Genomic DNA, 25,293 nt, shown 5'->3' on the forward strand with positions numbered 1-25,293 from the left:
AATTGTTATAAATTTAAAGCTTAAAGTTGTGATTTAGATGGATTTTTTCTTCGTAGAGTATAGAGATCCTTTATTTGGACTTATTGTTTTGACTATTTTAGTTTTTACTATAGCTAGCTCGCATTATATTTGGTGTTTTTTTGCTAATAAAGATCAAAAAAATAAATTAGATCGTTTTGTGAAAAAGTTTGAAATTAACTCAACCTATCAAGAGCTTTTAAAAAATGCTAATTTAAGTATAGAAAATTTAAATTTTTTGGCAGATATATTTACTAAAGGTGGAGAATTTGAAAAGGCAGTTGGGATATACCTAATTGCGTTGCAAAAGGCAAATGAAGCAAGTCAAAAAGAATATATATTTTTTTCTTTAGCAAAAGTATATTTAAAGGTAGGATTTTTAGAACGCAGTGTAGAAACTTTGCTTAATGCTTTAAAAATAAGATCTCGTAGTAAAGAAAGTTTAAAGCTTTTAAAAATTGTATATTTAAAATTAAAAAAGTATGATAAGGTTTTAGAAGTCTTAGAATGTTTATTTGAGCTTGGAGAAAATGTTTATCAAGAAAAAGCTTTGATTAAAGCCTTGAAAATTCAAGCAAGTTTAAAAACGCAAGCAGAGAAAATTCACGATATTTTAGCTTTATCACAAGACAATGAAAGCGTTTTAAGACTTTGTTTTTCTTATGATAAAGATAGTATGAAAAGTATGCCTAAATTTGAAAATATAATTGATTTATTAGATGAGCTCAATGAGAGTTTTAATATTCAAGATGATAAGTATCATGAATTTTTTTATGCTAAAAATATTGAAACAAGTCCTATAAAATTAAGCAATGAAAAATTTAAAGTATTAAAAATTTTAAATGACAACAAAATAAAGGCAAAGCTTTCTTTTACCTATGTTTGCGATAATTGTAAAAATCAAATTCCTTTATTTTTTTATCATTGTCCAATGTGTTATGAATTTAATACTTGCAAAATTTATTATGAGGTTAAAACTTGAAAAGTATCGAAATTTATACTGATGGGTCTTGTTTAAATAATCCTGGATTTGGAGGATGGGCTTATATATTAAGCTATAAAAATTATAAAAAAGAAAATAGCGGTGCTTTTGAGAATACAACTAACAATCGTATGGAGCTAATGGCTATCATACAGGCTTTAAAGGCTTTAAAAGAACCTTGTGATATAAAATTATATACTGATTCAAAACTAATGGTTCAAAGTATTAATGAATGGTTAAAAGAATGGGTTAAAAAAGATTTCAAAAACAAAAAAAATACCGATTTGTGGCAAGAGTATCTTGCGATTTCAAAAGGGCATAAAATTTTTGCTATTTGGGTAAAAGCACACAATGGACACGAGCTAAATGAGCATTGTGATATGTTAGCAAGAAATGCTGCTTTGAGGTTGCAAAAAGAAAGGTCTAAAAATGTTTAAAAAACTTCAAGAGCGTTTAGAGTATCGTTTTAAAAATGAAAATTTATTAATTGAAGCTCTTACGCATAAAAGTTATAAAAAGCCTTATAATAACGAAAGATTAGAGTTTTTAGGTGATGCAGTTATGGATTTAATAGTAGGAGAATTTTTATTTTTTAAATTTAAACAAGATTCAGAGGGAAATCTTTCAAGATTACGAGCAGCATTGGTAAATGAAAAATCTTTTGCTCATTTAGCAGAAAAACTTGAGCTTGGAATGTATATTTTTATGTCTGCTGCAGAGGAAAATAATGAGGGAAGAAAAAAACCTTCTATACTTTCAGATGCGTTTGAAGCTTTAGTTGGTGCTTTATATTTAGAAATAGGTTTTGATAATACTAAAAAAATAGCTTTAAAATTATTAGAAGAGGTTTATCCTCATATTGATACTCAAAGTTTATTTGGTGATTATAAAACAAAACTTCAAGAAATAACTCAAGCTGATATGGCATCAACTCCTGAGTATATTGTTGTAAAATCTTTTGGGCCAGATCATAAAAAGCAATTTGAAATAGCAGTAAAAATTCAAGGTATAGAATTTGCAAGATCGATAGCAGGTAGTAAAAAAGAAGCTCAACAGCAATGTGCAAAGATTGCTTTAGAAAAATTAGGACAATTATGAATACTTTTGGAACTAAATTTAAATTTACAAGTTTTGGTGAATCTCACGGAAAAGCACTTGGGTGTGTTATAGATGGTATGCCTGCTGGGATTAAATTTGATGAGGAATTATTACAAAAAGAATTAGATAAAAGAAAACCTGGAAAAAATAAATTTTCTACTCCACGTAAGGAAGAAGATAGGGCTCAAGTTTTAAGTGGGATTTTTGAAGGCTATACGACTGGAGCACCAATAGCTATAGTTGTTTTTAATGAAAATCAACATTCAAAAGATTATGAAAACATAAAGGATTTGTTTCGTCCAGGTCATGCTGATTATACATATTTTTATAAATATGGCATTAGAGATTATAGGGGTGGTGGAAGAGCTAGTGCAAGAGAGAGTATAGCAAGAGTTGCAGCTGGTGCTGTTGCAAATATGCTTTTGAGAGAATTTAACATACAGATTATGAGTGGAATTTATGGAGTAGGACAAATTGAAAGCACTTTAGATACTAATCAGTATGATTTTGATTATGCACTAAGTAGTGAAATTTATGCCTTAGATAAAAAGTTAGAACAAGATTTTAAAGATGAAATTTTAAAAGCTAAAAAAGCAAAAGATAGTATAGGCGCAAGAGTTTTTACTAGGATAGATAATCCTTTTAAAAATTTAGGAGAACCTATATATGATAAACTTGATTCTAAATTAGCTCATGCAATTATGGGGATAAACGCAGTAAAGGCTATAGAGATTGGTAATGGTTGTCAAAGTAGTTATGTATTTGGTAGTCAAAATAATGATTTTATAGAAAATGGTAGGTTCTTGAGCAATTATAGTGGAGGAATTTTAGGAGGAATTTCAAATGGAAATTTTATAGAATTTAAAACTTTTTTTAAGCCCACTCCTTCCATATTTTTACCTCAACAAACTCAAACTATTGAAGGCAAGAATGTAATATGTGAAATTCAAGGTAGGCACGATCCTTGCGTTGGAATTAGGGGAAGTGTGATTGTAAATGCTATGGCTAGTATTGTAATGGCTGATGCGCTTTTAATGAATACTTGTGCTAGTATAGAGAATTTAAAAAAAATATATAAATAAAATTTAATACTTGCTTGGTTATTATTTGCATTGCATTTATAAAGGAGCTAATTGTGAAAAAAAATATAGTTTTTTTGAAGTTAGAAGTGGAAATGATAAAGGCGAAGATGATTATAGAAAAGATACTATGCCAATGATAAATGCTTTAAAAAATCAAAATTGCAAAGCTGAAGTTATTTTTTTTAAACTTGATAAAAAAGATGAAATTTATAAATATATAAAAAATAATATTAATCTTTTAAAGATTAATCAAGGTGAGGTTAATTGTTCTAGTGTAGGTTTTGCCTCTTTGATTGAATTTGTTAATCTTATTGCTAAAAATACCATAGATGTTGTTAGTAAAAACTAATCCTTTTTCACAAAGAAGGAGTTTTTTGTGCTTTTGACTATACTTTATATTATAGGAATCACCGTTGATGCAATGACTGGTGCAATAGCTGCAGGACGCCATAAAATGGATCTTTTTGGAGTGATATTTATTGCTTTAGTTACTGCAATTGGTGGGGGATCTATTAGGGATATATTGCTTAATCACCATCCTCTTACTTGGATTAAAACTCCTGAGTATGTAGTTTTAATTTGTGCTGCTGCTATAATTACGACAAAAATTGCAAGATATGTTATAAAACTTGAAAAATTATTTTTAATTTTAGATGCTATAGGATTGGTTGTATTTAGTGTATTAGGAGCTCAAATTGCTATCCAAATGGGCCATGGTTTTATTATAGCTGTGAGCTCTGCTGTTATAACTGGTGTTTTTGGAGGAATTTTAAGAGATATACTCTGTGCTAGAATTCCATTGGTTTTTCAAAAAGAAATTTATGCTGGTGTAGCAATATTAACTGGAGCTTTGTATTATGTATTTCATATTTTAAAAATAAGTGATTTATGGGTAGTATTGATTTCTTTGTCTATAGGAACAATAGCTAGGTTATTAGCCATATATTATGGATTATCATTACCTATATTTTCCTTAAAGAAAAGCTAGAGAAAATAGATTTTGTATTTACACCTAATGGTGACCCATACGAGACTCGAACTCGTGTTACCGCCGTGAAAGGGCGATGTCCTAACCGCTAGACGAATGGGCCTTTCGTAGATTTTATAATTATGAATTGGAAATTATATCTTATTTTTTTTAAAAAAATCTGAATAAAAAGTCATAAAAGTTATTTATGACTTTTTATTTTTGTATATTATTTTTAAATAAAAATATCCAATAACAGCACTTAAAAAAGATGCAATAAGTATAGCAAGTCTATCTGAATAAGCAAATATATCACTATTTTGATAAGCTAGACCATCAATAAAAAAACTCATTGTAAAACCAATTCCTGTTAAAATACAAATTCCATAAAGTTGTTTAAAATTTGTATTTTGAGGCAATTTAGCTAAACCTAGTTTAATACTTATATAAGAAAATATAAATACACCAATTTGTTTGCCTAAAAATAAACCCAATATAATTCCTAAACTAACAGAAGAAAATATAAGATTAGGGTCCATATCTTTTAAATCTACTCCAGCATTTGCAAAAGCAAAAATAGGTAAAATAAAATAACTTACCCAAGGAATTAAATCGTGTTCGATATTTTTTAAAAAAGTTTGTCCATCTTTGGTATCTAAAGGTATAAAAAGAGCTGTAATTACTCCAGCTAATGTAGCATGAACTCCACTTTTTAACATACTTATCCAAAAAACTATAGCAACAATGATATAAAAAGATTTTTTTGTAACATGAAAATGATTGAGTAAATATAATATAAATATACATATTAAAGCTGCTATCATTGCATAGACTGAAAGCTCATTAGTGTAAAATAGTGCTATGACAATAATTGCACCCAAATCATCAAAAATAGCCAAAGATAACAAAAATAACTTTAAAGAAATAGGAACTTTTTTACCTAAAAGCATTAAAATACCTACAGCAAAAGCTATATCTGTAGCTGTTGGTATAGCCCATCCTCGTAAAGCAAAGTTGTCTTGATAGTTGAAAAATACAAAAATCAATGCTGGAATTACCATACCGCCTAAAGCTGCAAATACAGGTAAAGACATAGCTTTAATGCTATTTAACTGACCTCTAGTGATTTCATATTTTAACTCAAGTCCTATAGCAAAGAAAAAAATAGCAATTAATCCATCATTTATCCATAGAAGCAAAGGTTTAAAAATTTCCAAACTTCCAACTTGAATCCCAAAAGGAATATTTAAAAAATTTGTATATTGATCGGTTAATGAACTATTTTGTAAAATAAGTGCAAGTGCGGTAAAGAAAATTAGTAAAACGCCTGGAAAAGTTTCACTTTGAATAAAATTTTGAAATTTTTGCATAAAATAAACCTTTTAAATATTAATTAAATAAATATTTTATCATAAAAGGCTTATTTTTTATACAATGAATTTATTTAGTTGTATTAAACTGGAATAACACGTATGCTAGAGCTAAGCTCTTCTTGGAGGATATTTTCTATAGCATACAAGGTTGCTCCACTTCCGCTAGAGCAACCACTGCATGCACCAAGATAGCGAATATATATATCAATATTTTTATTTTCACTTTTTTGTATATCAATAATTTCTAAGTCTCCGCCATCTCCGTGTAGCATTGGGCGAACTTCATTATCTAAAATCAATTCTACAGCTTTTAATTGTTTAATAGTCGTCATTTCATCAAAAGAAAGGTCTTCTTTGCTTTGTTTTATTAGTTTTTCTTTTTCTATTTCTGCTCTAGTTTGAGTTAAAATATCTATTAAATAGTATTCTCTTTTCTCATGCCCGCCTGGTTTGATACAGGATTTACAAAAAGCTCCAGCTTTAGTGTATTGAGTGATTTCTTCTACACTTTTTAAATCATTTAGTTTAATTACTTCTTTTATAGTGCCAAGACTAACTCTAGCACATTCACAAACGATAATTTGATCTTCAAAATCCTCTGGATTTATACCTTTGTATTGAGCAGCAGCTTGCTTAATAACATCATATGCCATAACTGAGCAGTGCATTTTTTGAGGTGGAACAGCGGGAATATCAGGAGTATCTCTCATAGCAAATTCAACATCTAAATTTGTAATTTTTACTGCTTCATCTACATTTTTACCTATGCAAAGTTCGGCCATAGTATCACTACTTGCTATAGCTGTTCCACAGCCAAAGCTTTTAAATTTAGCATCAATAATTTTGTCTGTTTTTTCATCTACTAGCCAATAAAGTCTAACCGCATCTCCACAGCTTTCAGCACCAAAATCAGCTATGATTAATTTTGCATTTTCTTTTTTTGCGTCATCTTCGGTAAATTCACCCATATGTAAAGGATTATTCATCCTATCTTTAACTTTGTTTGAATACTCATCCCAAATTGAACCACCAATTAAATTATTTTTTGCCATTTTTTATCCTTTAATTATTAGGCTTATAAGCATAAGTGCTTGAAATTTGTCTTAGTCTTTGTGTTGCTTTTTTGATTTGATCGGCTGCATAATCAATCTCTTCTTCAGTGTTAAATCTTGACAAAGACAACCTTAAAGCAGTATGAGCTAAATCATTTTCAGCACCGATAGCTTCCATAATAGGATTGCTTTCAAGTGCTTCGCTAGCACAAGCTGAACCAGTGCTAGCTGCTATACCATTTTTGTTTAAATCCCAAAGCATTGCCTCACCTTCTACTCCTTTAATACTAGCTAAAATTGTATTAGGCACTCTTCTTGAACGATCTCCTACTACGCTAGTATCAGGCATAGTTAGAATGAGATCTTCTAGTTTGTCTCTTAATTTTCTAATGTGAGAATTTTCAAAATCAAGCATAGTATTAGCTATCCTTAAAGCTTCTGCCATAGCTACTATGTAAGGGACATTTAAAGTTCCACTTCTTCTTCCACCCATATGTTCTCCACCATGTAATAAAGGAGTTAATTTCAATCCTTTTTTTATAAATAACCCACCAATACCCTTTGGTCCGTGAAATTTATGTGCTGAAAAAGAGGCAAAATCTACTTCAGTTTTTGTTAAATTTACTTTTATTTTTCCAACAGCTTGTGTTGCATCTGTATGAAATAAGGCTCCATACTCGTGTGCTAATTGAGCCATTTCATTTACAGGAAAGATCATTCCAGTTTCATTGTTTGCCCACATAATACTCACTAAGGCAGTTTTATTTGAAATTACATTTTTTAAATCTTCTATTTTGGATATCCCTTCATGATCTACTCCAAGTTCTATAACTTTAACTCCCAATTTTTTCAAGAACATTGCAGTTGCAGCGACTGCAGGATGTTCTACGCTTGAAATAATAATTTCATTCCTATCTGAATTTAAGATTTTATCAAAATATATACCTTTTAAAACCCAGTTTATACTTTCAGTGGCACAAGAGGTTATTATAATATCGTCTAAATCATTAGCTCCAAGTCCTAAATAAAGCTTATCCATAGCTTCTTTTAATGCAAGATGAGTTGCACTTCCCCACTGATGAAGACTATTAGGGTTTCCATAGTTTTCTTTAAAAAAAGGTTTCATTAGCTCATAAGCTTCTGGTGCGAGTTTAGTGGTAGCATTGTTATCTAAATATACTTTCAAAATACACTCCTTGTCAATTAGGATACTTTTTATCTTTTTTTGCGTAATATACTCTAAAATATTAAATTTAACTTTAAAAAACTAAGTTTATAGCTTTAAGTATATTGTAACACAAGTTAAGCCATTGCGTTTAAATAAGAATGTAAAATTTTATTGATACTAGCTTGTTTTTTTCTATGTTCTAAAAATTGCATATCTAGATTTTCTTTTTGAGAGTTAATTTTTTCAAGATCTATATTTTCACTTTTTGTATTGAAATCATTTTTTAAATTTTGAAAGTATTTATCAACTTGTCCTATGTAAAGCTCGTAAATAGAACTTGAATTAGCAAATTCTTGCATATTGATACTATGTTGATAGTTAATATATTGCTGAAAAAAAACTGAAAGTTTATCTTCTGAAGTAGTGTTTTTATCCACTCCATTAATGTAAAGATACAAATCAAAACTCATTTTTTCTTTATTGTTTTCATTAATATAATCATCTACTTTTAACTCTCCACTCATAAGTTTTTGAAATTTCATATTAGAAGAATAATCAAGTTCTATAGGAGATAAAAAGAAATTTGTTTTATTATTATTTTGTTCTTTAATATCATTATATATGTAATTTAAAAACAAACCACTCTTAGAAACTTCTGCATTTTTATTTAAATAAGGTTTTATAACAAGATTGCTTGAAGTATTTTCTACACTTAATTTGAATGCAAAATCACCTATTTTATTATCAAGCATTAAAGTATTTAAATTTTTGTTAGCATCTTTTGCGTCTAAGAGGTCTTGAGAATTTTCATAAATTTTTAAAATTTTTCCATCATAATCATAACTATAACCTTGATTTAATTTTAAAATTTGACTCTTGTTTAAATATGAATTATTATTTGATTGAAATTCTGGATTGATTGTCTTTAAAGTATTATGGTAAGAATTTAAAAGTTTTGGTAAGTCTATTTTATTATAGTTTAAATTTTCATCTAGCTTAATAAGTTGTTTAGAAATTTCTCTAATGCTTTTGATATTTATATCATATTCAATAGGAATTTTTGCACTTTTGTTGAAATCTTTTTCAAAAAAACCACGTTCGTCTATTCTAAAACCAAATTCACTAGCATAAGTTATTTTATGTTCATTAGGATATAAAGAGTTAGAATTTACAAAATTACCTTGAGTGGTATCATCATCTATTTTATTTAAATTATTTCTTTCTGATTTTAAAAAATGATGTGTTGTAAAGTTTTGATAAGGACTAATATTTGAATTTATAAACATAACTCTTCTTTTAAAAATATTGCTTATTTTGCTAAAAGCAAAAGGTATGCCAATATTTTTAAATAGAAGAGAAAAAATTAAGCGTAAATGTCAAGTGATCCTGAACTATTAGTAGGAGTAGTAGTCGAAGCAGTGCTTGCATCTACGCCTTCAAGTACTTGCATTACTGCATTTTCTTTTGCTTCTATGGTTTTTTTCATTACATTTGTAGCAATATTAAGCATTAAACTTGCTTGATTGTTAGTAATTTCGCCCATAATTTACTCCTTATTTTTTGGATTCTTGTATATTATCGGCAAAATTTTATTAATCTTGAGTAAAATTATAATTTTGTAAAAGATGGTGATTTTTAGCTGTTTCTTTTTCTTCTAATATATCAATGTAGTTTTCAAATTCATTTGCATTTTTAAATAAATTTTTTATATGTATAAATAATTTTTGTGAAAAATTTTGAAGGTTATTTTGAGATTTGAGATATTTTTCTAATTGATAAATTTTTGAAATTTCACTTTGATATTCTTCTTGAGTAATTTTTTTTGCTTTAAAATTTTTATTTAAATTGTTTTTATTGTTAAGGATAAAAGATCGTTTTTGATTATTTATTTTAAAATTTACTATAAAACTATCTTTTGAAGTGATAATATCCATATATTTTAATTCTGCTTCATTATCTGTAAGTTTAAAGCTAATGTATTCAAAAAACATTTGAGTGTAAATTTCTTTTTCAAAGATATTTTGACAAATATCAGCATATTTTAATCCAAGATTGACATCAAAATCTAAAAGCACCATATTCGACACGATTTTATCCTTATTTTTTACTTAACAAATAAGCAAAAAATATTCCATAATCTAAGATTCAATCATTTTTAGCATATTTATAGTGTCTTCAAATTCAAAACTCTCTTCTGGATTTTGACTAAGAAATTGTTGCATAAAATCTTTTTTCATTATAGCTTGATCAAGTTCTTTATCACTACCTTTTTGATAAGCTCCTATGCGTAATAATACTTCATTTTCCTTTAATAAAGAGTTTAAGCGTTTAAATTTTCTTGCATACATTTTATGCTCATTACTAATAATATCACTCATAACCCTAGAAGCTGAATTTTGAATATTAATAGGTGGATAAATTCCAAAATCTGTTAATTCTCTACTAAGCACTATGTGTCCATCGAGTATTGATCTACTCTGATCAGCTATTGGATCGCTCATATCATCTCCATCAACAAGAACCGTAAAAAATGCTGTAATGGTACCCTTGCCTTCTTCTTTTCCTGTGCGTTCCATTAGTTGAGGTAAAAGGCTTAAAACACTTGGAGGATAACCTTTAGTAGTCGGTGGTTCGCCCAAAGCAAGTCCTATTTCTCTTTGAGCCATAGCAAAACGTGTTACGCTATCCATAATGAAAAGCACATCTTTTCCTTGCTCTTTGAAATATTCTGCTACACTCATAGCACAAAATGCACCATATTTTCTCATTAAAGCACTATCATCACTTGTTGCTACTATAATAACCGTATCATCAAGTTTGCCACCAAGATTTTTCTGTATAAATTCAGGAATTTCTCTTCCACGTTCCCCAATTAATGCTATAACCTTTATAGGAGCTTTAGAATTTTTTACTATCATACCCATTAAAGTAGATTTTCCAACACCACTTCCTGCGAAAATACCTAATTTTTGCCCAACTCCACAAGTTAAAAGCGCATCAATAGTCTTTACGCCAACTGAAAAAACCTCATTTATCAAACCTCGCTTCATCGCATCAATTGGCGCCCGCATTATTGGCATAAATTTGTCAGCTTCTATGGGGCCCTTGCCATCTTTTGGACGCATAAAAGGATCAACTACACGCCCTAATAACGCATTACTTACTCCTATTTGCATTCCTGCATCATTTATAAAAGCACGATCACCTATTTTAAAGCCTTCTACAAAACTAAAAGGACTTAAATAGCTTAAATGTTCATCTACTTCCACAACCATAGCCATAGCTTCTTTATTTTCATTTTCATTTGAGACTATTTTTACAATATCACCTATGCTAGTTTTTAAACCATTTATCTCTATGCTTGTGCTTGATATTTTAGTGATTTGTCCAAAAACACTAGAAAGATTTTGAGAAGAAATTTTATTTCTAAGTTTTTCTAAGGCCATTAAAATCTTACCTGCTTTGCTGAATTAATTAAGGTAAAAAATTCTTCTCTTGTTTTTTCATTTTTTAGAAAAATTCCTCTTAGTGCAGAAGTGCTCGTTGTTGAATTTGCTTTTTGAATTCCTCGCATTTCAACACACATATGCCTTGCTTCTATAACAACTCCAACACCTTTTGCTCCAACATACTCCATTAACGATTCTGCAATTTGTTCTGTGAGTTGTTCTTGAATTTGTAAGCGTCTTGCAAATACTTCTACTAAGCGAGGAATTTTGCTAAGACCAACTACTTGTTTATTGGGAATATAAGCTACGTGGATTCTGCCAAAAAATGGTAGTAGATGATGCTCACAAAGGCTATAAAATTCTATATCTCTTATCAAAACCATTTCATTATTTGAACTTTCAAACAATGCAGCATTTAAAATTTTTTTTGGATCTTGTTTGTAGCCACTAGTTAAAAATTCAAAAGCTTTAAAAACTCTTGTAGGAGTTTTTAAAAGTCCTTCTCTTGAGGGATCTTCTCCTATAAGTTTTAACATATTTTTTACTGAATTTTCAAATTTTTCTTGCATTTTTACTCCATAAAAATGAAAATTTTAACATATTTTTATTTTTATATAAAGTGATAAGGAAAAATTTGGTATATTACTATGAAAATTTTATTAAAGAGGGAAGAATATTATGGAAGTTACAGCAAAATTACTTGATTTTGCAAATGCAAATGCTACTATTAAAATTACTCAAGAAGTTATTAAAAGTGAAATTGAGAAATTAGCTAAAAAAGCATCTAAGACGATTAAAATGGATGGTTTTAGAGCCGGGAAGGTTCCAGTAGCTACGGTGATTAAAAGATACAAAAAAGAACTTACAAAAGATGCAGAGCAAGATCTTTTAAAAAATGCTGTAGATAGTATTTTAAAAGATATAAAAAAAGATGCTAAAGATTTAGTTGGCGAGCCATATTTTGAAAATTTTGATAGAAAAGATAATGGAATTGAAGCTACAATGATATTATCTTTTAAACCAGAGGTAAAGATTGAAGGCTATGAAGAATTAATTCCAACTTATACCACCCCAAAAGTTACTCAAAAAGAGATTGATCTTAAGAAAGAGGAATTATTAAAAAGATATGCAACTCCTGAAACGATTAAAGAAGATAGGGCGATAAAAGAAGGTGATTTTGTTAAATTTGATTTTGAAGGTTTTATAGATAATAAAGCTTTTGATGGGGGTAAAGCACAAAATTATGTTTTAGAAATTGGTTCAAAACAATTTATACCAGGATTTGAAGATGGTATGATAGGGCTTAAAAAAGGTGATGAGAAGGATATTAATGTAGTTTTTCCAAAAGAATATGGTGCAACACATTTAGCAGGAAAAGATGCTGTATTTAAGGTGAAAATTCATGAAATTCAAGAGCTTAAAATACCTGAATTAAGTGATGAAATTTTAAAAAGTTTATTACCTGATGAAAAAGATGTTAGCATTGAAAAACTTGATGCTAAAATTAAAGAACAAATTAAAAATGAAAAACTTTTCAAGCTTATTAATGACGAGCTTAAAAATCAGTTTGCAGAAGCTTTAGTTAATAAATTTGATTTTATTCTACCAAAAAATATAGTCGAACAAGAAGTAGATATGCAATTTAGAAGTTCTTTAAGAAATTTAAGCAAAGATGAGTTAGAAGAATTTAAAGATGAAAAAAAATATAAAGAAAAAAGAGAGAGTTTTAAAGAAGATGCGCAAAAAAGTGTAAAATTAACTTTTATCATTGATGAGTTAGCTAAGCTTAGAAATATTCAAGTAAGTGATCAAGAATTAATTCAAGCTATATATTTTGAAGCATATAGACATGGTTTTAATCCTCAAGAACATTTAGATAATTATAAAAAACAAGGTGCATTACCAGCAATTAAAATGGCATTAATAGAAGAAAAACTTTTTGCCGATATTTTCAAAAATGATAAAAAGAAAACAGAGAAAGAAGACGAAAAATAATGGGTTCTTATATTCCTTATGTGGTTGAAAAGACAAGTAGAGGTGAGAGAAGTTATGATATTTATTCAAGACTTTTAAAAGATAGGATTGTTATGTTAAGTGGCGAGATACACGATGATCTTGCCGCTTCTATAGTAGCTCAATTATTATTTTTAGAAGCTGAAGATCCGCAAAAGGACATTTATCTTTATATTAATTCACCAGGTGGGGTTGTAACAAGTGGTTTTAGTATATATGATACTATGAATTACATTAAACCTGATATTTGCACTATTTGTATAGGACAAGCTGCGTCAATGGGTGCATTTTTATTAAGTTGTGGCACACAAGGAAAACGCTTTGCTTTACCAAATTCAAGAATAATGATACATCAACCACTCGGCGGTGCTAGAGGTCAAGCAACTGATATAGAAATTCAAGCAAAAGAAATTTTGAGATTAAAATCAATTTTAAATGATATTTTAGCTAAAAATACGAAGCAAAAATTGTCTAAAATAGAAAAAGACACAGATAGGGATTTTTTTATGAGTGCGATTGAAGCTAGAGAATATGGATTGATAGATAAGGTGTTAGAAAAGAGTTTTAAATAGGAAGAGTGATGTTTAACAATGACTTATTTTCCAATGTAAATTTACTCAATAATTTATCTTTTGTAAAAGAAATTATAAAAATTCAAAAAATTAGTGATATAGAGCTTGTAAAAAATAACAAGCTTTCAATTTTTACTAATTATGGTGCATTCTTAAGCTTATTAATTTTTAATCTTATTTTGGTATTAAAAATTAATTTTTTAATATTTTTAAATATTTTAAAGCAATATAAAACAGGACAAAATTATAAGCAAGTAGAAAAACAAAGTAGTTTTGATTTGAAGAATAGTTGTAAGATTTTTGTTAAAAATATTCCATATATTGTAATTTATTATAAAGATATATTTATGATTGTATCACATATGATTTCAAATAAAATGCAAGAAGCTATCAATAAATTCTTAGAAGTATTAGGAAATTTAATTTTTTTCTTGCAGATAAAGAAATTTAAGTTAATGTATAGTTTGCAGTATAATCAAAATGAAGTGTTGGTATTAGAAGGTATAAGAAAAGATTTGCAATAGAAAGATAACTATGATAAGAAAAATAATTACCTATCCAAATCCTAGATTATTCTTGCAGTCGCAAGAAGTGAAAGAATTTGATAAACAATTGCATATTTTGTTAGATGATATGTATGAAACTATGATAGAAAATAAAGGTGTGGGATTAGCTGCCATTCAAGTTGATGTTCCCTTGAGAGTTTTGATTATAGATATTGGAAATGAAGAAGGTGAGCAAAAAGATAAACAAACACTTATAGAAATTATAAATCCCATTATAACTGCTTTAAATGATGAAGTGATTTCGTGTAATGAAGGCTGTTTGAGTATTCCTGGTTTTTATGAGGATATAATGCGTTATAAAAACATAAGGCTTGATTATCAAAATCGTTTTGGTGAAAAACAAAATTTAATAGCTAGTGATTTTTTATCTGTTGCTATCCAGCACGAAGTTGATCATCTTGATGGGCATTTATTTATAGAAAAACTTTCTTTTTTAAAGCGTAAGAAATTTGACAAAGAATTTAAGAAAAATTTTAAAAAAACGAGATGAAAAAGCTAAAATGTGCAAGTTTTTCTGAACAACTTGATATTATAGAGGTAGAATCAACATTCACTCGAGGTCTCCCAGGGTTTAATATAGTCGGGTTGCCAAATTCAGCTATTAAAGAAAGCACAGAGAGGGTTAAGGCTACTTTATTAAGTCAAAATTTTTCTTTTCCAGCCCAAAAAATTACCATTAATCTTAGTCCTTCAGATATACCAAAAAATGGATCGCATTTTGATTTAGCTATAGCTATTTTAATTTTATTTCAAAAAGAAAATTTAGATGATTTTTTTGTTTTTGGAGAGCTTGGTTTAGATGGAAATATTAAAAGCACGGCTAAAATGTTTTCATTATTGCTTTTTTTAAGTTCTAAATTAGAATGTGCAAAAGTTGTGGTTCCAACATCTATAGCTTTGAAAGCTTCTATGATACCAAATTTACAAATTTATGCTTTAGAAAATTTAACTCAAGCTATAGAATTTTTTAAAAATAAAAATTATGAAAATTATCGTATTGAAAATGCTCATCCTTTGTTTTCAAAAGCTGTAGAAATTCAAGGACAAAAATATATTAAAAATGAAATTTTTACGTATGATTTTAAAGATGTTAAAGGGCAAGAAAATGCTAAATTTGCTTGTATAGTAGCTGCTCTTGGTATGCATAATATTTTATTTGAAGGTAGTCCAGGATGTGGTAAGAGTATGTGTGCTAAAAGAATTTCATATATTATGCCACCTCAAAATTTAAAAGAAATTCTTTCTCAAAATGCGTATAAATCTTTAAATTCCTTAGATGATGATTTAAATTCTAGTAGAATTTTTAGAAATCCACATCATACAAGTACTAGGGCAAGTATTTTTGGAGGAGGAACTAAAAGTGCTAAAATAGGAGAATTAGCATTGGCAAATGGTGGAGTATTATTTTTTGATGAATTTCCACATTTTTCTAAACAAATCATAGAAAGCTTAAGAGAGCCATTAGAAGATTATAAAATTTTGATTTCTAGAGTAAATAACAAAGTAGTCTATGAAACTAAATTTTTATTTGTATGTGCTCAAAATCCTTGCCCATGTGGCAATTTGTTTTCAAAAGATCAAATTTGTCAGTGTCAAGAAAATGAAATAAAAAGATATAAAAATAAAATTTCTTCACCTATTTTAGATAGGATTGATCTTTATGTTGCTATGGACGAAATTTCATATGAAGATCGGCCAAGCTTTGATTCTAAAAAAATGAGTGAAATGGTTTTTAATGGGTTTGTTTTTCAAAAACAAAGAAATCAATATGAATTTAATGCTAAATTAAATGAAGAGCAAGTAAAAGAATATTGCATACTTGATTATGATGCTCAAAAAATTTTAGACAAAGCAGTTAGTTCATATGGTCTTTCTCAAAGAGGGATAAATAAAACTTTAAAGGTTGCACGGACTATTGCTGATTTAGAACAAAAAGAACAAATTTCAAAATCACATTTACTTAAAGCTTTAAGTTTTAGAATGAGAAATTTATAGGAGTATAGTATGGAAAATAAAAGTATCGCCGTATTTATTGATGCAGAAAATATTCCTTCAAAATATGCTAAGTCTATTTTTGATATAGCTTCTGAATATGGTGAGATTGTAATTAAAAGAATTTATGGAGATTGGACACAAAAAAATATACAAAATTGGAAAGAACAAATTGCGCAGTATTCTATCATTGCTATGCAACAATTTAATTTTATCGCCAATAAAAATTCTAGTGATATGTATTTAATTACTGAAATTATGAGTGTTTTTTATGAAAAAGATATAGATATTTTTGTAATTGCTTCAAGTGATAGTGATTATACAAGTTTAATTCAAAAACTCAAAGAAGCTAAAAAACAAGTTATAGGTATGGGGTTAAAACAAGCTGTAAAATCATATGTAAATTCTTTTAATGAATTTTTTTATCTTGACAAAGATGATTCTAAGGATAAAGCTATTGACAAAGAATATATTAAAGATTTAATCGACATTACAGAAGCTCTTATAGAAGAAAAAGGTCGTGCAGAATATGCTCAAATACGATCAAATATGAATAGAAAACATGCTAATTTTACTCCACAAAATTTTGATTTTAAGAATTTTAGAGCTTTAGTAAAAGAATTATTGCCTAAAATGAAGCAGTTTAGAGAAGCAAATGAAAAAAATATATATTTTCTTGAAAAAATAAAAGGTTAGTATGGACAATATTTTGATTGCTTTATTAAGCGTTTTAAGCTTGTCTTTAATATGGTTTATTTTTAAAATTCAAAAAGAAAAAAATAAATTTGAAATTTTAAATCAAAATTACACATTAATGCAAAATCAAAATATTATTTTAGAGCAAGAAAAGCAAGATCTTTTAGAGCAAAAGTTTAAGCTTAATGAAGAAAAAATGGTCATTTTATCTAAATATGAGGCATTAGAAGCAAGACTTAAAGAAAAAGAGCAAAGTCAAAAAGAATTCTTAAATTTGCATTTACAAGAACGCAATGTGATAAAAGAAGAATATGCTAGAAGCTTAAAGCAACTTGAAGAAAAATATAAACAAAATTTATTGGAATTAAAATATGAATTTGAGCAAAATTTGCAAAAGCAAAATACTAGTATTTTAAATCAAAATAAACTTATGTTTAATGAGGATGCAAAAAAAATATTAGAAGAAATTTTTTTACCTGTGAAAAAAAGTGTTAAAGAATATAGTGAAAAACTTTCACAAAATGAAACAAGTTTAAAAACAAATATAGACAATATGTTTAAATTTAGTCAAAATATGGGAGAAAATGCTGAAAAATTAGCAAAAATTTTAAAGGGTGATAAAAAAATTCGTGGGAATTTTGCAGAGTTGCAACTTAAATCTGTATTGGAAAATAGTGGTTTGATTGAAGGTACTCAATATAAATTACAAGAGAAATTTAAAGATGATGATAAAACTTATATACCAGATGCTGTAGTTTTTTTAGATAAACAAAAAAGTATTATTATCGATGCTAAATTTTCTTTGCCAAATAACTTTAGCTTTGAAGAGCTTGGAGAGCAAACTATAAAAGAGCTTGCGTATAATTTAAAATCAAGAATTGATGAGTTAGCTAAAAAACCTTATACGCAATTTGATAAACATACTTATGAATTTGTTTTACTCTTTATACCTTATCAAAATATTTTAGATTTAATTTTGAGTATAGATGTTGAAATTTATCAATATGCTTATAAAAAAAGGGTATATATTACCACACCTAATACACTTTTTATGGCACTTAATACGATTAATATTTCGTGGAAAAATATACAAAGTAATGAAAATATTTTAAAAGCATTTGAAGAACTTGGTAAATTCCACGATAAATTTGCTGGACTCTTAGATGATTTTGAAAAGATTAAAGATAATGTTAGAAAATTAAATACCAACTTAGATAATATGCAGACTAAATTAACTCATGGTAGTGGTAATATCGCTTCAAGGATTATAAAACTCAAAGATCTTGGTGCTAAAACTCAAAAATTAATTCAACAAGAAATAAACAATGATAGCAATATGTAAAGATAATACTAAATTTGAGCAAGAGCTTTGTGCTAAAGGTTTAAATGAACTCATTATGATGGAAAATGCAGGGATAAAACTTGCAAAGTTTATTTTAAAAAAAAGTAAAAAATTTAAAAATGCGAAAATATTATTTTTACTTGGTGGAGGAAATAATGCAGCAGATGGATTGGTTGCTATTAGGCATCTTAAAAAATCTAAAGCATATTGTTTTGATTATAAACAAAGTGAAATGTTTCAAAAGCAAATTCAAATTTTAAAAAATGTTGGTTATAAATTTTTAAAAAAAGAGCCAGATTTTAAACATTTTGATATCATTGTAGATTGTATATTTGGAAGTGGATTAAACAAAAATTTAGATGAAAATTTGCAAAAGATACTACGTAAAGTTAATAAAACTAAAGCTTTAAAAATAGCATGTGATATTCCAAGTGGAATTGGATTTGAAGTATGTTTTAAGGCGGATTTTACTTTATGTATGGGTGTGATTAAAGAGAATATGTTAGAAGATTTTGCTAAAGAATATGTAGGTAAAATCAAGCTTGCAAATTTAGGATTAAAATTTAAATCATTTACAACTCAAAGTTTTTTACTTCAAAAAAAAGACTTAAAACTTATAAGTAGAAATATAACTTCAAATAAAGGAAATTTTGGACACATTTATATATGTGCGAGTGAAAGTGCGGGTACTTTAGCAGGACTTGGTGCTTTAGAATTTGGAGCAGGGCTTGTATCTTTGGTGGCAAAGAGTAGTTATTCGCCATTACTTATGCTAAAATCAAATATCAACAAAGATGCTAGTGCTGCTGCTTTGGGTATGGGGCTTGAAAATTTAGAAATATTAAAAGATAAAATATTAAAACAATTTCCACTTGTTTTAGATGCAAATTGTTTTCAAAGTAAAAATTTACTTTTGCATTTAAATAGAAAAGATGTAGTAATTACCCCTCATCCTAAAGAATTTGCTTGTCTTTTAAAATTATGTTTTAATGAGGAAATTAGTGTAGAAAATATTCAAAAAAGACGTTTTTTTTATGCATTAAAATTTTCTTCTATGTATGATTGTGTATTAGTTTTAAAAGGAGCTAACACCATAATTACACAAAAAGAAAAAGTTTATGTAATTAATTGTGGCAATGAAGCATTAGCAAAGGGCGGAAGTGGAGATGTATTAAGTGGTATGATAGCAGCATTACTTGGTGCTAAATTTAGTGCTTTAAAAGCAGCAAAAAATGCTGTTTTAGCACACGCTTTAATCGCTAAAAAATACAATAAAAACAAAAATAGTTTTGATGCTTTAAAATTAATAAAAGGATTAAAATGCTTATAAAGCTTGCGATATTATTTAGTGGAAATGGAAGTAATTTAGAGAATATCTTAAAACAATTACATAAAAAAACTTTTGATAAAAATACTTTTGAGGTTGTGCTTTGTATAAGTAATAACCAAGACGCTTATGGCATACAAAGAGCTTTAAAATATGATATAAATACCATTGTTATTGAACATAAAAAATTCAAAACTAGAGAAGAATTTGATGCAAAATTGGTAGAGCTTATTAAACAAAGCCAAGTAGATTTAACTATATTAGCCGGTTTTATGAGGATTTTAAGCCCTATTTTTACGCAAAATATAAAAGCTATTAATATTCATCCTTCTTTATTGCCTTTGTTTAAAGGTGCAAATGCTATCAAAGAAAGTTATGAAAGTGATATGAAAGTAGCTGGTGTAAGCGTGCATTGGGTAAATGAAGAGCTTGATGGAGGTAAAATCATAGCTCAAAAGGCTTTTGAGAAAGAAAAATTAAATTTTGAAGAGTTTGAAGAAAAAATTCATATTTTAGAACATAAAATTTTACCTTCGACTATAGTGCAAATCTTTAAAAATAATTAATTTTTTATCACTATAATTACGACTTTTTTAAGGAAATTTAATGTTTGAATGGATTTTTAATATTGATGCTTGGATTGTTTTATTTACATTAACAGCCCTAGAGATCGTTTTAGGTATAGATAATATTATATTTTTAGCAATTTTAGTTAGTAAATTACCACCCAATCTTAGAAACAAAGGTAGAATTTTAGGTCTTGCCTTTGCAATGATTACTAGAATATTGCTACTACTTTCACTTTTTTGGGTGATGAAACTTGTTACACCTTTATTTAGTATAATGAATAATGAAATTTCAGGTAGAGATTTAGTGCTTTTATTGGGAGGGTTATTTTTAATTTTTAAATCCATTAAAGAGATAAAAGAACAAATCATACACAAAGAAGAATATTCTAATATAAAAATTAGCAATAAATTATGGATAGTAGTGGCTGAAATAGCTATTATGGATATTGTATTTTCACTAGATAGCGTTATAACAGCAATTGGGATAGCACAAGATATAGAGATTATGATTATGGCAGTAATTATAGCGGTGCTAGTAATGTTATTTGCATCTAAGCCAATTTCTGATTTTGTAGAAAAATATCCAAGTATTAAAATTTTAGCATTAGTATTTTTGGTTATGATAGGGTTTATCTTAGTATGTGAGAGTTTTGATTTGCATATTAATAAAGCTTATATTTATACAGCAATGGGTTTTTCTTTAATAGTAGAAATTTTAAATATTTTTGCAAGTAAGAAGTAAATATTTAATACTTTCTTATCTTGACTTTTAATGTTTTTTTATGTAGAATGCAGCTTTATTTTTTTATATATATCGGGGTGTAGCGCAGTCTGGTTAGCGCACTTGGTTTGGGACCAAGGGGCCGAAGGTTCGAATCCTTTCACCCCGACCATTTTTTTATCAAATGGTGAGTGTAGCTCAGTCGGTTAGAGCATCAGATTGTGGTCCTGAGGGTCGTGGGTTCGATTCCCATCACTCACCCCATCAGCGCTCGTAGCTCAACTGGATAGAGCGACAGACTTCGGATCTGTAGGTTATGGGTTCGATTCCTATCGGGCGCACCAAGCCCTTATTTTTTTATGCGCTCATAGCTCAGCTGGATAGAGCAACGGCCTTCTAAGCCGTAGGTCAGAGGTTCGAATCCTCTTGAGCGTACCACTTCGCGGATGTGGTGAAATTGGCAGACACGCCAGACTTAGGATCTGGTGCAGCAATGCGTGAAGGTTCAAGTCCTTTCATCCGCACCACTATATTTGAATTTTATATTTTTTATATAGAGTGCTAACATTGATATTTAATTCATACATCATATCTTGCTTTGTTTTTCAAACTTATATCCTTAATTACCAAAATAAATTGTATAAAGTTTTTATTTATTAAAAACAATCTAAATATTTTATAGAATATGATAATTTAAATATTAAATACATATTAAGTTGTAGTGTGAAACAACTCAAATTAAATTTCTAAAATTAAAAGGGCTAAAATGACAAGTTTGGATTATATTATTTAATAAAAAAGAAGTTTCTAGGAAAATATCTATGCTTGCCTAAATATAAATAGATTTTATGTTTATTATGTTTATATTAATTATCAATGTCTTATAATAAATAAAGTAATAAAAGTGTATGTTAAGAAAAATTGAAATATCAAGCTTATATTCTTTTAAAAAACATAAATTATTAACTTTAGGCTAAAATGAAAAAAATTCAAAGTATTTTAACTCAAATTTTTCAAATTTCAAAAGATAAAATTTTTAGTATAGAAAAAATTGGTGGTATGACAAATCAAAATTATCTTGTAAAGATTATCAATAATGGGGGGGGGTGTATAGATAGTTATTGTTTAAGACTTGCAAATACAAAAACAAACAAACTTATACATAGAGATTATGAAAAATTTAATGATTATTTAGTAAGCAAAGCTAAATTTAGTGTAGAAAGTATTTATTTTGATGAAAAAACCGGGATTAAAATAACTAGGTTTTTAAATGACTCTTATGCACTTGACCATAAAAGCGTAAGAAATGAAAATATATTAAGGCAGATTGCCTTGAAACTTAAAGAATTCCACGAGAGTAAATTAGAATTTAAAAATACTTTTAATATTTTTGATATTTATAAGGAATATTTTTCTTTATTAAAGCAAAAGAATATTTTTTACAAATATCATAAAAAAATGGGACACATTTTAGAAGCTTTTAATATAATCGCTACATATTTTCAAAAGCAAAATATCCATCTTTATCCTTGTCATAATGATCTTGTCCCTGAAAATATTTTAGTAAAAGATAAAATTTATTTTATTGATTGGGAGTATTCAGGAAAAGGTGATATTTTATGGGAGCTTGCAAATTTTATGACAGAAAGTAGATTAAGTGATGATTTAAAAGAGGTATTTTTAAAAAGCTATTTTGGTCGAAAAATCACTCAAAAAGAAAGACAGCATTTGAATTTTTATGCTTTTTGTTGCGATGTTTTATGGACTCTTTGGACAGCTTTAAAAGAAGAAAATGGTGAATTTTATGGAGATTATGGTTTTGTAAGAATCAATAGAGCTTATAAGCAATTAGAAAGTTTAAATTTAAATGAATAAACTAGGCTATATTGCGGGGATTTTATCTGGTCTTTTTTGGGCACTTGCTGGATTTTTTTATGTAAAAATTGTTGATAATTTTGTTAATTCCTCTTATCTTATTTTTGTTTTACTTTTTTGTATAGAGTTTATTCCTTGGCTGTTTTTAACTTTTTCTATTTTATTTTTAAAACAATATTTTGTCTTTAAAAAGGAACTTATATTGCCATTTCTTGCAGGATTTCTTGCAGGACCTGTAGCTATGTATTGTTATCTTAATGCTATTTTGTTTATAGGCTTGAGTCTTAGTGCTTCTATTACGAGTTTATATCCTATATTTGCTACTTTTTTAGCATTTATATTTTTAAAAGAAAAGTTAAATATATTGAGTTTTTTGGGTATGTGTTTAGCTTTTAGTGCTTTATTTTTACTTTTTTTTGATGGATTTAACTCCCATTTTTTAGGATTAACTTTAGCTTTTGTATGTGCTTTATCTTGGGGGATAGAATTGGTTTTAAGTTCAATTGTTTTAAAAACTTTACCAACTACGAGTGTTTATTATGCAAGACAAACTGGAGCCAGCTTTGGATATGCAATATTAATTTTAACTCAAAAATCAAATTTTATTTTTCAAGAATTTAACTCTTTGTATTTTTTTGTCTTTTTTTCTTTTCTTATTTTTTCTTGGGCGATATCTTATTTTTTGTATTATTTTGCTATTGCAAAAATCGGAATAATCAAAGCTATGATGTTAAATATTTCTTATATAATATGGCTTGTTTTGATACAAAAAGAGTTTGATTTTAAGCAGATTATTTTAGTTATTTTGATTTTTATTGGAGCAAATTTAGTTTTATTTTCAAAAAAGGATAAAAATTGAATGCTATTATTTTAGCTGCTGGACTTGGAAGTAGATTTCAAGAGCTTTCAAAAATAACTCATAAGGCTATGCTTAAAGTGCGTGGTGTTGCAAACATAGAGCGGACTATTATCTATCTTAAGAAGGCTAAAATTGATAAAATTTATATAGTTGTAGGGCATTTAAAGGAGCAGTTTAAATACTTAGAAGAAAAATATAATGTGGAATTAATTTTTAATGAAAAATATGAGGAATATAATAGTATTTATTCTTTTTTTAAAGTAAGTAATTTTTTTAGCGATAGCTTTGTGATTGATTGTGATGTGGTTTTAGATGAAAATATTTTTTTGCAAAAGCAATTATTTAGCACGTATTATTGCATTTTAAGAAGTGCCAAGGGTGAATGGTATGTAAAATTAAAAGAAAATTTTATAGTAGATATTGATACTTCTTTGTCAAATGGATTGGCTTTGCTTGGAGTTTCTTATTTTTGTGCAAGTGATTGTATAAAAATAAAAGAAAATTTGAAAAAGTTTTTAATACCTACTTATTTGTTAGATAAAAAAATGTATTGGGATAATGTAGTTTTAGATATAATTTCAGATTTAAAAATACAAGCAATAGAAGTGAAAAATTGTTATGAAATGGATAATTTAAAAGAATACGAGGAGATTTTAAATAAATGCAAGAGATAGCTTTAGATGAGCAAAAGAAAGCATTAGTTAATTTACTTGAGTATTTTGATAGTTTTTGTAAAAAACATAATATTATTTATTCTTTAGGTGGTGGAACACTAATAGGGGCAGTAAGACATAAAGGTTTCATTCCGTGGGATGATGACATTGATATTTATATGCATTATGATGAATACGATAAATTTGTAAAATATTGGAAAGATACAGATAATATTATTTTTTCTAATTTATATGATAAAGATTTTAAACATTTTTATGAATTTGCAAAACTCTATGATACCAATTATTTGATAGAAGATTTTCAACATCAAATTCACCCTATTTTCATTGATATTTTTATTTACGATTTTGTTCCAGATGATTTTAATTTAATTTATAAAACATCAAAAAAATTAAAATTTTTAAAAAAACTTACTAGATCTTTTGTGAAGAGATCTAATGAATTTGCTTTTATGAAAAACTTTTTTCTTTATTTTGCCAATATATTAGATAAACAAGTTATGAGATTTTTAAAAAAATGGCGTTTAAAATATACAAATGAAAACTGCAAAAATATAGCTTTATTTATAAGTGAATATACAAAATCGACTCATTTTATTATGCCTAAAGAATATTTTAATGATATAGTTAATCTTTCTTTTGAAGGTAGAAAATTTCCTTGTATGAATGGCTATGATGAACATTTGAAAAAATATTATGGTGATTATATGAAATTACCGCCTGAAAATAGTAGAATTTCACATCATACTTTTAAGTGTTATAAAAATGATAAATATTTAAAATTGGATCGTTCATCAAAATATTTTATCGCAAAATAAACTATTTTAAATTTATTACTACTACTTTTAATATTTCTTTGAGAAATATCCTACTACTCTTTAGCTTCTTTATTCTATTT

Annotated in this window: 27 protein-coding genes, 6 tRNA genes and 1 pseudogene; 25 read left to right on the forward strand and 9 right to left on the reverse strand. The window is 27.5% G+C overall.

Going from position 1 to position 25,293, the window contains the following annotated elements; all coding sequences use genetic code 11:
- Positions 1–37 precede the first annotated feature (37 nt).
- The 6 genes and pseudogenes from QZ429_RS01850 to QZ429_RS01875 all read left to right on the forward strand — a co-directional run bounded on the left by QZ429_RS01850 (position 38) and on the right by QZ429_RS01875 (position 4,168).
- The gene (locus QZ429_RS01850; protein ID WP_291950228.1) at positions 38–1,000 is read left to right on the forward strand and encodes a hypothetical protein; all 963 of its coding nucleotides are present in this window, start codon (positions 38–40) and stop codon (positions 998–1,000) included.
- Positions 997–1,437: a ribonuclease HI gene (gene rnhA, locus QZ429_RS01855; protein ID WP_291950231.1), complete on the forward strand. Its 441-nt coding sequence runs from the start codon at positions 997–999 to the stop codon at positions 1,435–1,437. Before QZ429_RS01850 ends, rnhA begins: the two co-directional genes overlap by 4 nt.
- Positions 1,430–2,098, forward strand: a complete 669-nt coding sequence (rnc, locus tag QZ429_RS01860) for a ribonuclease III (protein ID WP_291950233.1) — start codon at positions 1,430–1,432, stop codon at positions 2,096–2,098. Before rnhA ends, rnc begins: the two co-directional genes overlap by 8 nt.
- Positions 2,095–3,180, forward strand: a complete 1,086-nt coding sequence (gene aroC / locus QZ429_RS01865) for a chorismate synthase (RefSeq protein ID WP_291950236.1) — start codon at positions 2,095–2,097, stop codon at positions 3,178–3,180. The genes rnc and aroC overlap by 4 nt, the downstream gene beginning before the upstream one ends.
- 34 nt (positions 3,181–3,214) lie before the next feature.
- Positions 3,215–3,415: pseudogene (locus QZ429_RS01870) on the forward strand (hypothetical protein); the annotation flags it as partial.
- Between the two features lie 141 nt (positions 3,416–3,556).
- Positions 3,557–4,168, forward strand: a complete 612-nt coding sequence (locus QZ429_RS01875) for a trimeric intracellular cation channel family protein (RefSeq protein ID WP_291950239.1) — start codon at positions 3,557–3,559, stop codon at positions 4,166–4,168.
- 28 nt (positions 4,169–4,196) lie between these two features.
- On the opposite strand, the gene QZ429_RS01880 is transcribed toward QZ429_RS01875, so the two are convergent.
- The 9 genes from QZ429_RS01880 to folE all read right to left on the reverse strand — a co-directional run bounded on the left by QZ429_RS01880 (position 4,197) and on the right by folE (position 11,758).
- Positions 4,197–4,271, reverse strand: a tRNA-Glu gene (locus QZ429_RS01880).
- A gap of 82 nt (positions 4,272–4,353) precedes the next feature.
- Positions 4,354–5,517 (reverse strand): Na+/H+ antiporter NhaA, encoded by a 1,164-nt coding sequence (gene nhaA / locus QZ429_RS01885; protein WP_291950242.1) that lies wholly within the window; start codon positions 5,515–5,517, stop codon positions 4,354–4,356.
- Between the two features lie 83 nt (positions 5,518–5,600).
- On the reverse strand, positions 5,601–6,572 hold the full coding sequence (locus QZ429_RS01890; protein ID WP_291950245.1) for an iron-sulfur cluster assembly scaffold protein: 972 nt from the start codon (positions 6,570–6,572) through the stop codon (positions 5,601–5,603).
- Positions 6,573–6,582: 10 nt separating this feature from the next.
- Positions 6,583–7,758, reverse strand: a complete 1,176-nt coding sequence (locus tag QZ429_RS01895; RefSeq protein ID WP_291950248.1) for a NifS family cysteine desulfurase — start codon at positions 7,756–7,758, stop codon at positions 6,583–6,585.
- A 116-nt stretch (positions 7,759–7,874) separates the two neighbouring features.
- Positions 7,875–9,026 (reverse strand): hypothetical protein, encoded by a 1,152-nt coding sequence (locus QZ429_RS01900; RefSeq protein ID WP_291950251.1) that lies wholly within the window; start codon positions 9,024–9,026, stop codon positions 7,875–7,877.
- A 77-nt stretch (positions 9,027–9,103) separates the two neighbouring features.
- Entirely contained in the window at positions 9,104–9,283 is a 180-nt protein-coding gene (locus QZ429_RS01905) for a putative motility protein (protein ID WP_291950254.1), read from the reverse strand.
- A 49-nt stretch (positions 9,284–9,332) separates the two neighbouring features.
- A complete protein-coding gene (locus QZ429_RS01910; protein WP_291950257.1) occupies positions 9,333–9,827 on the reverse strand; it encodes a hypothetical protein in 495 nt (164 codons plus the stop codon).
- A 51-nt stretch (positions 9,828–9,878) separates the two neighbouring features.
- Complete coding sequence (fliI, locus tag QZ429_RS01915; protein WP_291950260.1) at positions 9,879–11,186, reverse strand: flagellar protein export ATPase FliI; 1,308 nt, start codon at positions 11,184–11,186, stop codon at positions 9,879–9,881.
- On the reverse strand, positions 11,186–11,758 hold the full coding sequence (gene folE, locus QZ429_RS01920; protein ID WP_291950263.1) for a GTP cyclohydrolase I FolE: 573 nt from the start codon (positions 11,756–11,758) through the stop codon (positions 11,186–11,188). The genes fliI and folE overlap by 1 nt, the downstream gene beginning before the upstream one ends.
- A 109-nt stretch (positions 11,759–11,867) precedes the next feature.
- On the opposite strand from folE, the gene tig reads away from it, so the two are divergent.
- The 19 genes from tig (at position 11,868) to QZ429_RS02015 (ending at position 25,213) form a co-directional block, all read left to right on the forward strand.
- On the forward strand, positions 11,868–13,184 hold the full coding sequence (tig, locus tag QZ429_RS01925) for a trigger factor (protein ID WP_291950266.1): 1,317 nt from the start codon (positions 11,868–11,870) through the stop codon (positions 13,182–13,184).
- Positions 13,184–13,774, forward strand: coding sequence for an ATP-dependent Clp endopeptidase proteolytic subunit ClpP (clpP, locus tag QZ429_RS01930; RefSeq protein WP_291950269.1), 591 nt, complete (start codon positions 13,184–13,186; stop codon positions 13,772–13,774). Before tig ends, clpP begins: the two co-directional genes overlap by 1 nt.
- A gap of 8 nt (positions 13,775–13,782) precedes the next feature.
- Positions 13,783–14,298 carry a hypothetical protein gene (locus tag QZ429_RS01935; RefSeq protein ID WP_291950272.1) on the forward strand — a complete coding sequence of 172 codons (516 nt, stop codon included), beginning with the start codon at positions 13,783–13,785 and terminating at the stop codon, positions 14,296–14,298.
- A gap of 10 nt (positions 14,299–14,308) precedes the next feature.
- Positions 14,309–14,830: a peptide deformylase gene (def, locus tag QZ429_RS01940; RefSeq protein ID WP_291950275.1), complete on the forward strand. Its 522-nt coding sequence runs from the start codon at positions 14,309–14,311 to the stop codon at positions 14,828–14,830.
- Entirely contained in the window at positions 14,827–16,335 is a 1,509-nt protein-coding gene (locus tag QZ429_RS01945; protein ID WP_291950278.1) for a YifB family Mg chelatase-like AAA ATPase, read from the forward strand. Before def ends, QZ429_RS01945 begins: the two co-directional genes overlap by 4 nt.
- Before the next feature lie 9 nt (positions 16,336–16,344).
- Entirely contained in the window at positions 16,345–17,028 is a 684-nt protein-coding gene (locus tag QZ429_RS01950; protein WP_291950281.1) for an NYN domain-containing protein, read from the forward strand.
- Position 17,029: 1 nt separating this feature from the next.
- Positions 17,030–18,370 carry a DNA recombination protein RmuC gene (rmuC, locus tag QZ429_RS01955; RefSeq protein ID WP_291950284.1) on the forward strand — a complete coding sequence of 447 codons (1,341 nt, stop codon included), beginning with the start codon at positions 17,030–17,032 and terminating at the stop codon, positions 18,368–18,370.
- Positions 18,354–19,700 (forward strand): NAD(P)H-hydrate dehydratase, encoded by a 1,347-nt coding sequence (locus QZ429_RS01960; protein ID WP_291950287.1) that lies wholly within the window; start codon positions 18,354–18,356, stop codon positions 19,698–19,700. The genes rmuC and QZ429_RS01960 overlap by 17 nt, the downstream gene beginning before the upstream one ends.
- Positions 19,691–20,263, forward strand: a complete 573-nt coding sequence (gene purN, locus QZ429_RS01965) for a phosphoribosylglycinamide formyltransferase (RefSeq protein WP_291950291.1) — start codon at positions 19,691–19,693, stop codon at positions 20,261–20,263. Before QZ429_RS01960 ends, purN begins: the two co-directional genes overlap by 10 nt.
- 40 nt (positions 20,264–20,303) lie before the next feature.
- Positions 20,304–21,008 carry a TerC family protein gene (locus tag QZ429_RS01970; RefSeq protein WP_291950295.1) on the forward strand — a complete coding sequence of 235 codons (705 nt, stop codon included), beginning with the start codon at positions 20,304–20,306 and terminating at the stop codon, positions 21,006–21,008.
- A gap of 73 nt (positions 21,009–21,081) precedes the next feature.
- Positions 21,082–21,159, forward strand: a tRNA-Pro gene (locus QZ429_RS01975).
- A 15-nt stretch (positions 21,160–21,174) separates the two neighbouring features.
- Positions 21,175–21,251, forward strand: a tRNA-His gene (locus tag QZ429_RS01980).
- Between the two features lie 3 nt (positions 21,252–21,254).
- Positions 21,255–21,331 (forward strand) — tRNA-Arg (locus QZ429_RS01985).
- A 17-nt stretch (positions 21,332–21,348) separates the two neighbouring features.
- Positions 21,349–21,425: transfer RNA gene (locus tag QZ429_RS01990), tRNA-Arg, on the forward strand.
- A 4-nt stretch (positions 21,426–21,429) separates the two neighbouring features.
- Positions 21,430–21,514: transfer RNA gene (locus QZ429_RS01995), tRNA-Leu, on the forward strand.
- Between the two features lie 451 nt (positions 21,515–21,965).
- Positions 21,966–22,862 carry a choline kinase family protein gene (locus QZ429_RS02000; RefSeq protein ID WP_291950298.1) on the forward strand — a complete coding sequence of 299 codons (897 nt, stop codon included), beginning with the start codon at positions 21,966–21,968 and terminating at the stop codon, positions 22,860–22,862.
- Positions 22,855–23,721: a DMT family transporter gene (locus tag QZ429_RS02005; RefSeq protein ID WP_291950301.1), complete on the forward strand. Its 867-nt coding sequence runs from the start codon at positions 22,855–22,857 to the stop codon at positions 23,719–23,721. The genes QZ429_RS02000 and QZ429_RS02005 overlap by 8 nt, the downstream gene beginning before the upstream one ends.
- Positions 23,718–24,395 carry an NTP transferase domain-containing protein gene (locus QZ429_RS02010; protein WP_291950305.1) on the forward strand — a complete coding sequence of 226 codons (678 nt, stop codon included), beginning with the start codon at positions 23,718–23,720 and terminating at the stop codon, positions 24,393–24,395. The genes QZ429_RS02005 and QZ429_RS02010 overlap by 4 nt, the downstream gene beginning before the upstream one ends.
- The gene (locus QZ429_RS02015) at positions 24,383–25,213 is read left to right on the forward strand and encodes a phosphorylcholine transferase LicD (RefSeq protein WP_291950307.1); all 831 of its coding nucleotides are present in this window, start codon (positions 24,383–24,385) and stop codon (positions 25,211–25,213) included. The genes QZ429_RS02010 and QZ429_RS02015 overlap by 13 nt, the downstream gene beginning before the upstream one ends.
- The last annotated feature ends 80 nt before the right edge of the window (positions 25,214–25,293 follow it).

The sequence above is a fragment of the Campylobacter sp. genome (assembly GCF_020024835.1).
Classification (GTDB): Bacteria; Campylobacterota; Campylobacteria; order Campylobacterales; family Campylobacteraceae; genus Campylobacter_D.

Bases quoted from the DNA above. Each gene is read 5' to 3' on its own strand.
- folE (WP_291950263.1), bottom strand. From the start codon at position 11,758: ATGCAAGAAAAATTTGAAAATTCAGTAAAAAATATGTTAAAACTTATA.
- nhaA (WP_291950242.1), bottom strand. From the start codon at position 5,517: ATGCAAAAATTTCAAAATTTTATTCAAAGTGAAACTTTTCCAGGCGTT.
- QZ429_RS01945 (WP_291950278.1), top strand. From the start codon at position 14,827: ATGAAAAAGCTAAAATGTGCAAGTTTTTCTGAACAACTTGATATTATA.
- QZ429_RS02000 (WP_291950298.1), top strand. From the start codon at position 21,966: ATGAAAAAAATTCAAAGTATTTTAACTCAAATTTTTCAAATTTCAAAA.
- def (WP_291950275.1), top strand. From the start codon at position 14,309: ATGATAAGAAAAATAATTACCTATCCAAATCCTAGATTATTCTTGCAG.
- tig (WP_291950266.1), top strand. From the start codon at position 11,868: ATGGAAGTTACAGCAAAATTACTTGATTTTGCAAATGCAAATGCTACT.
- QZ429_RS01950 (WP_291950281.1), top strand. From the start codon at position 16,345: ATGGAAAATAAAAGTATCGCCGTATTTATTGATGCAGAAAATATTCCT.
- QZ429_RS01850 (WP_291950228.1), top strand. From the start codon at position 38: ATGGATTTTTTCTTCGTAGAGTATAGAGATCCTTTATTTGGACTTATT.
- fliI (WP_291950260.1), bottom strand. From the start codon at position 11,186: ATGGCCTTAGAAAAACTTAGAAATAAAATTTCTTCTCAAAATCTTTCT.
- rnc (WP_291950233.1), top strand. From the start codon at position 1,430: ATGTTTAAAAAACTTCAAGAGCGTTTAGAGTATCGTTTTAAAAATGAA.
- QZ429_RS01960 (WP_291950287.1), top strand. From the start codon at position 18,354: ATGATAGCAATATGTAAAGATAATACTAAATTTGAGCAAGAGCTTTGT.
- QZ429_RS01970 (WP_291950295.1), top strand. From the start codon at position 20,304: ATGTTTGAATGGATTTTTAATATTGATGCTTGGATTGTTTTATTTACA.
- QZ429_RS01890 (WP_291950245.1), bottom strand. From the start codon at position 6,572: ATGGCAAAAAATAATTTAATTGGTGGTTCAATTTGGGATGAGTATTCA.
- QZ429_RS01905 (WP_291950254.1), bottom strand. From the start codon at position 9,283: ATGGGCGAAATTACTAACAATCAAGCAAGTTTAATGCTTAATATTGCT.
- QZ429_RS02005 (WP_291950301.1), top strand. From the start codon at position 22,855: ATGAATAAACTAGGCTATATTGCGGGGATTTTATCTGGTCTTTTTTGG.
- QZ429_RS02015 (WP_291950307.1), top strand. From the start codon at position 24,383: ATGCAAGAGATAGCTTTAGATGAGCAAAAGAAAGCATTAGTTAATTTA.
- aroC (WP_291950236.1), top strand. From the start codon at position 2,095: ATGAATACTTTTGGAACTAAATTTAAATTTACAAGTTTTGGTGAATCT.
- clpP (WP_291950269.1), top strand. From the start codon at position 13,184: ATGGGTTCTTATATTCCTTATGTGGTTGAAAAGACAAGTAGAGGTGAG.
- rmuC (WP_291950284.1), top strand. From the start codon at position 17,030: ATGGACAATATTTTGATTGCTTTATTAAGCGTTTTAAGCTTGTCTTTA.
- purN (WP_291950291.1), top strand. From the start codon at position 19,691: ATGCTTATAAAGCTTGCGATATTATTTAGTGGAAATGGAAGTAATTTA.
- QZ429_RS01900 (WP_291950251.1), bottom strand. From the start codon at position 9,026: ATGTTTATAAATTCAAATATTAGTCCTTATCAAAACTTTACAACACAT.
- QZ429_RS01935 (WP_291950272.1), top strand. From the start codon at position 13,783: ATGTTTAACAATGACTTATTTTCCAATGTAAATTTACTCAATAATTTA.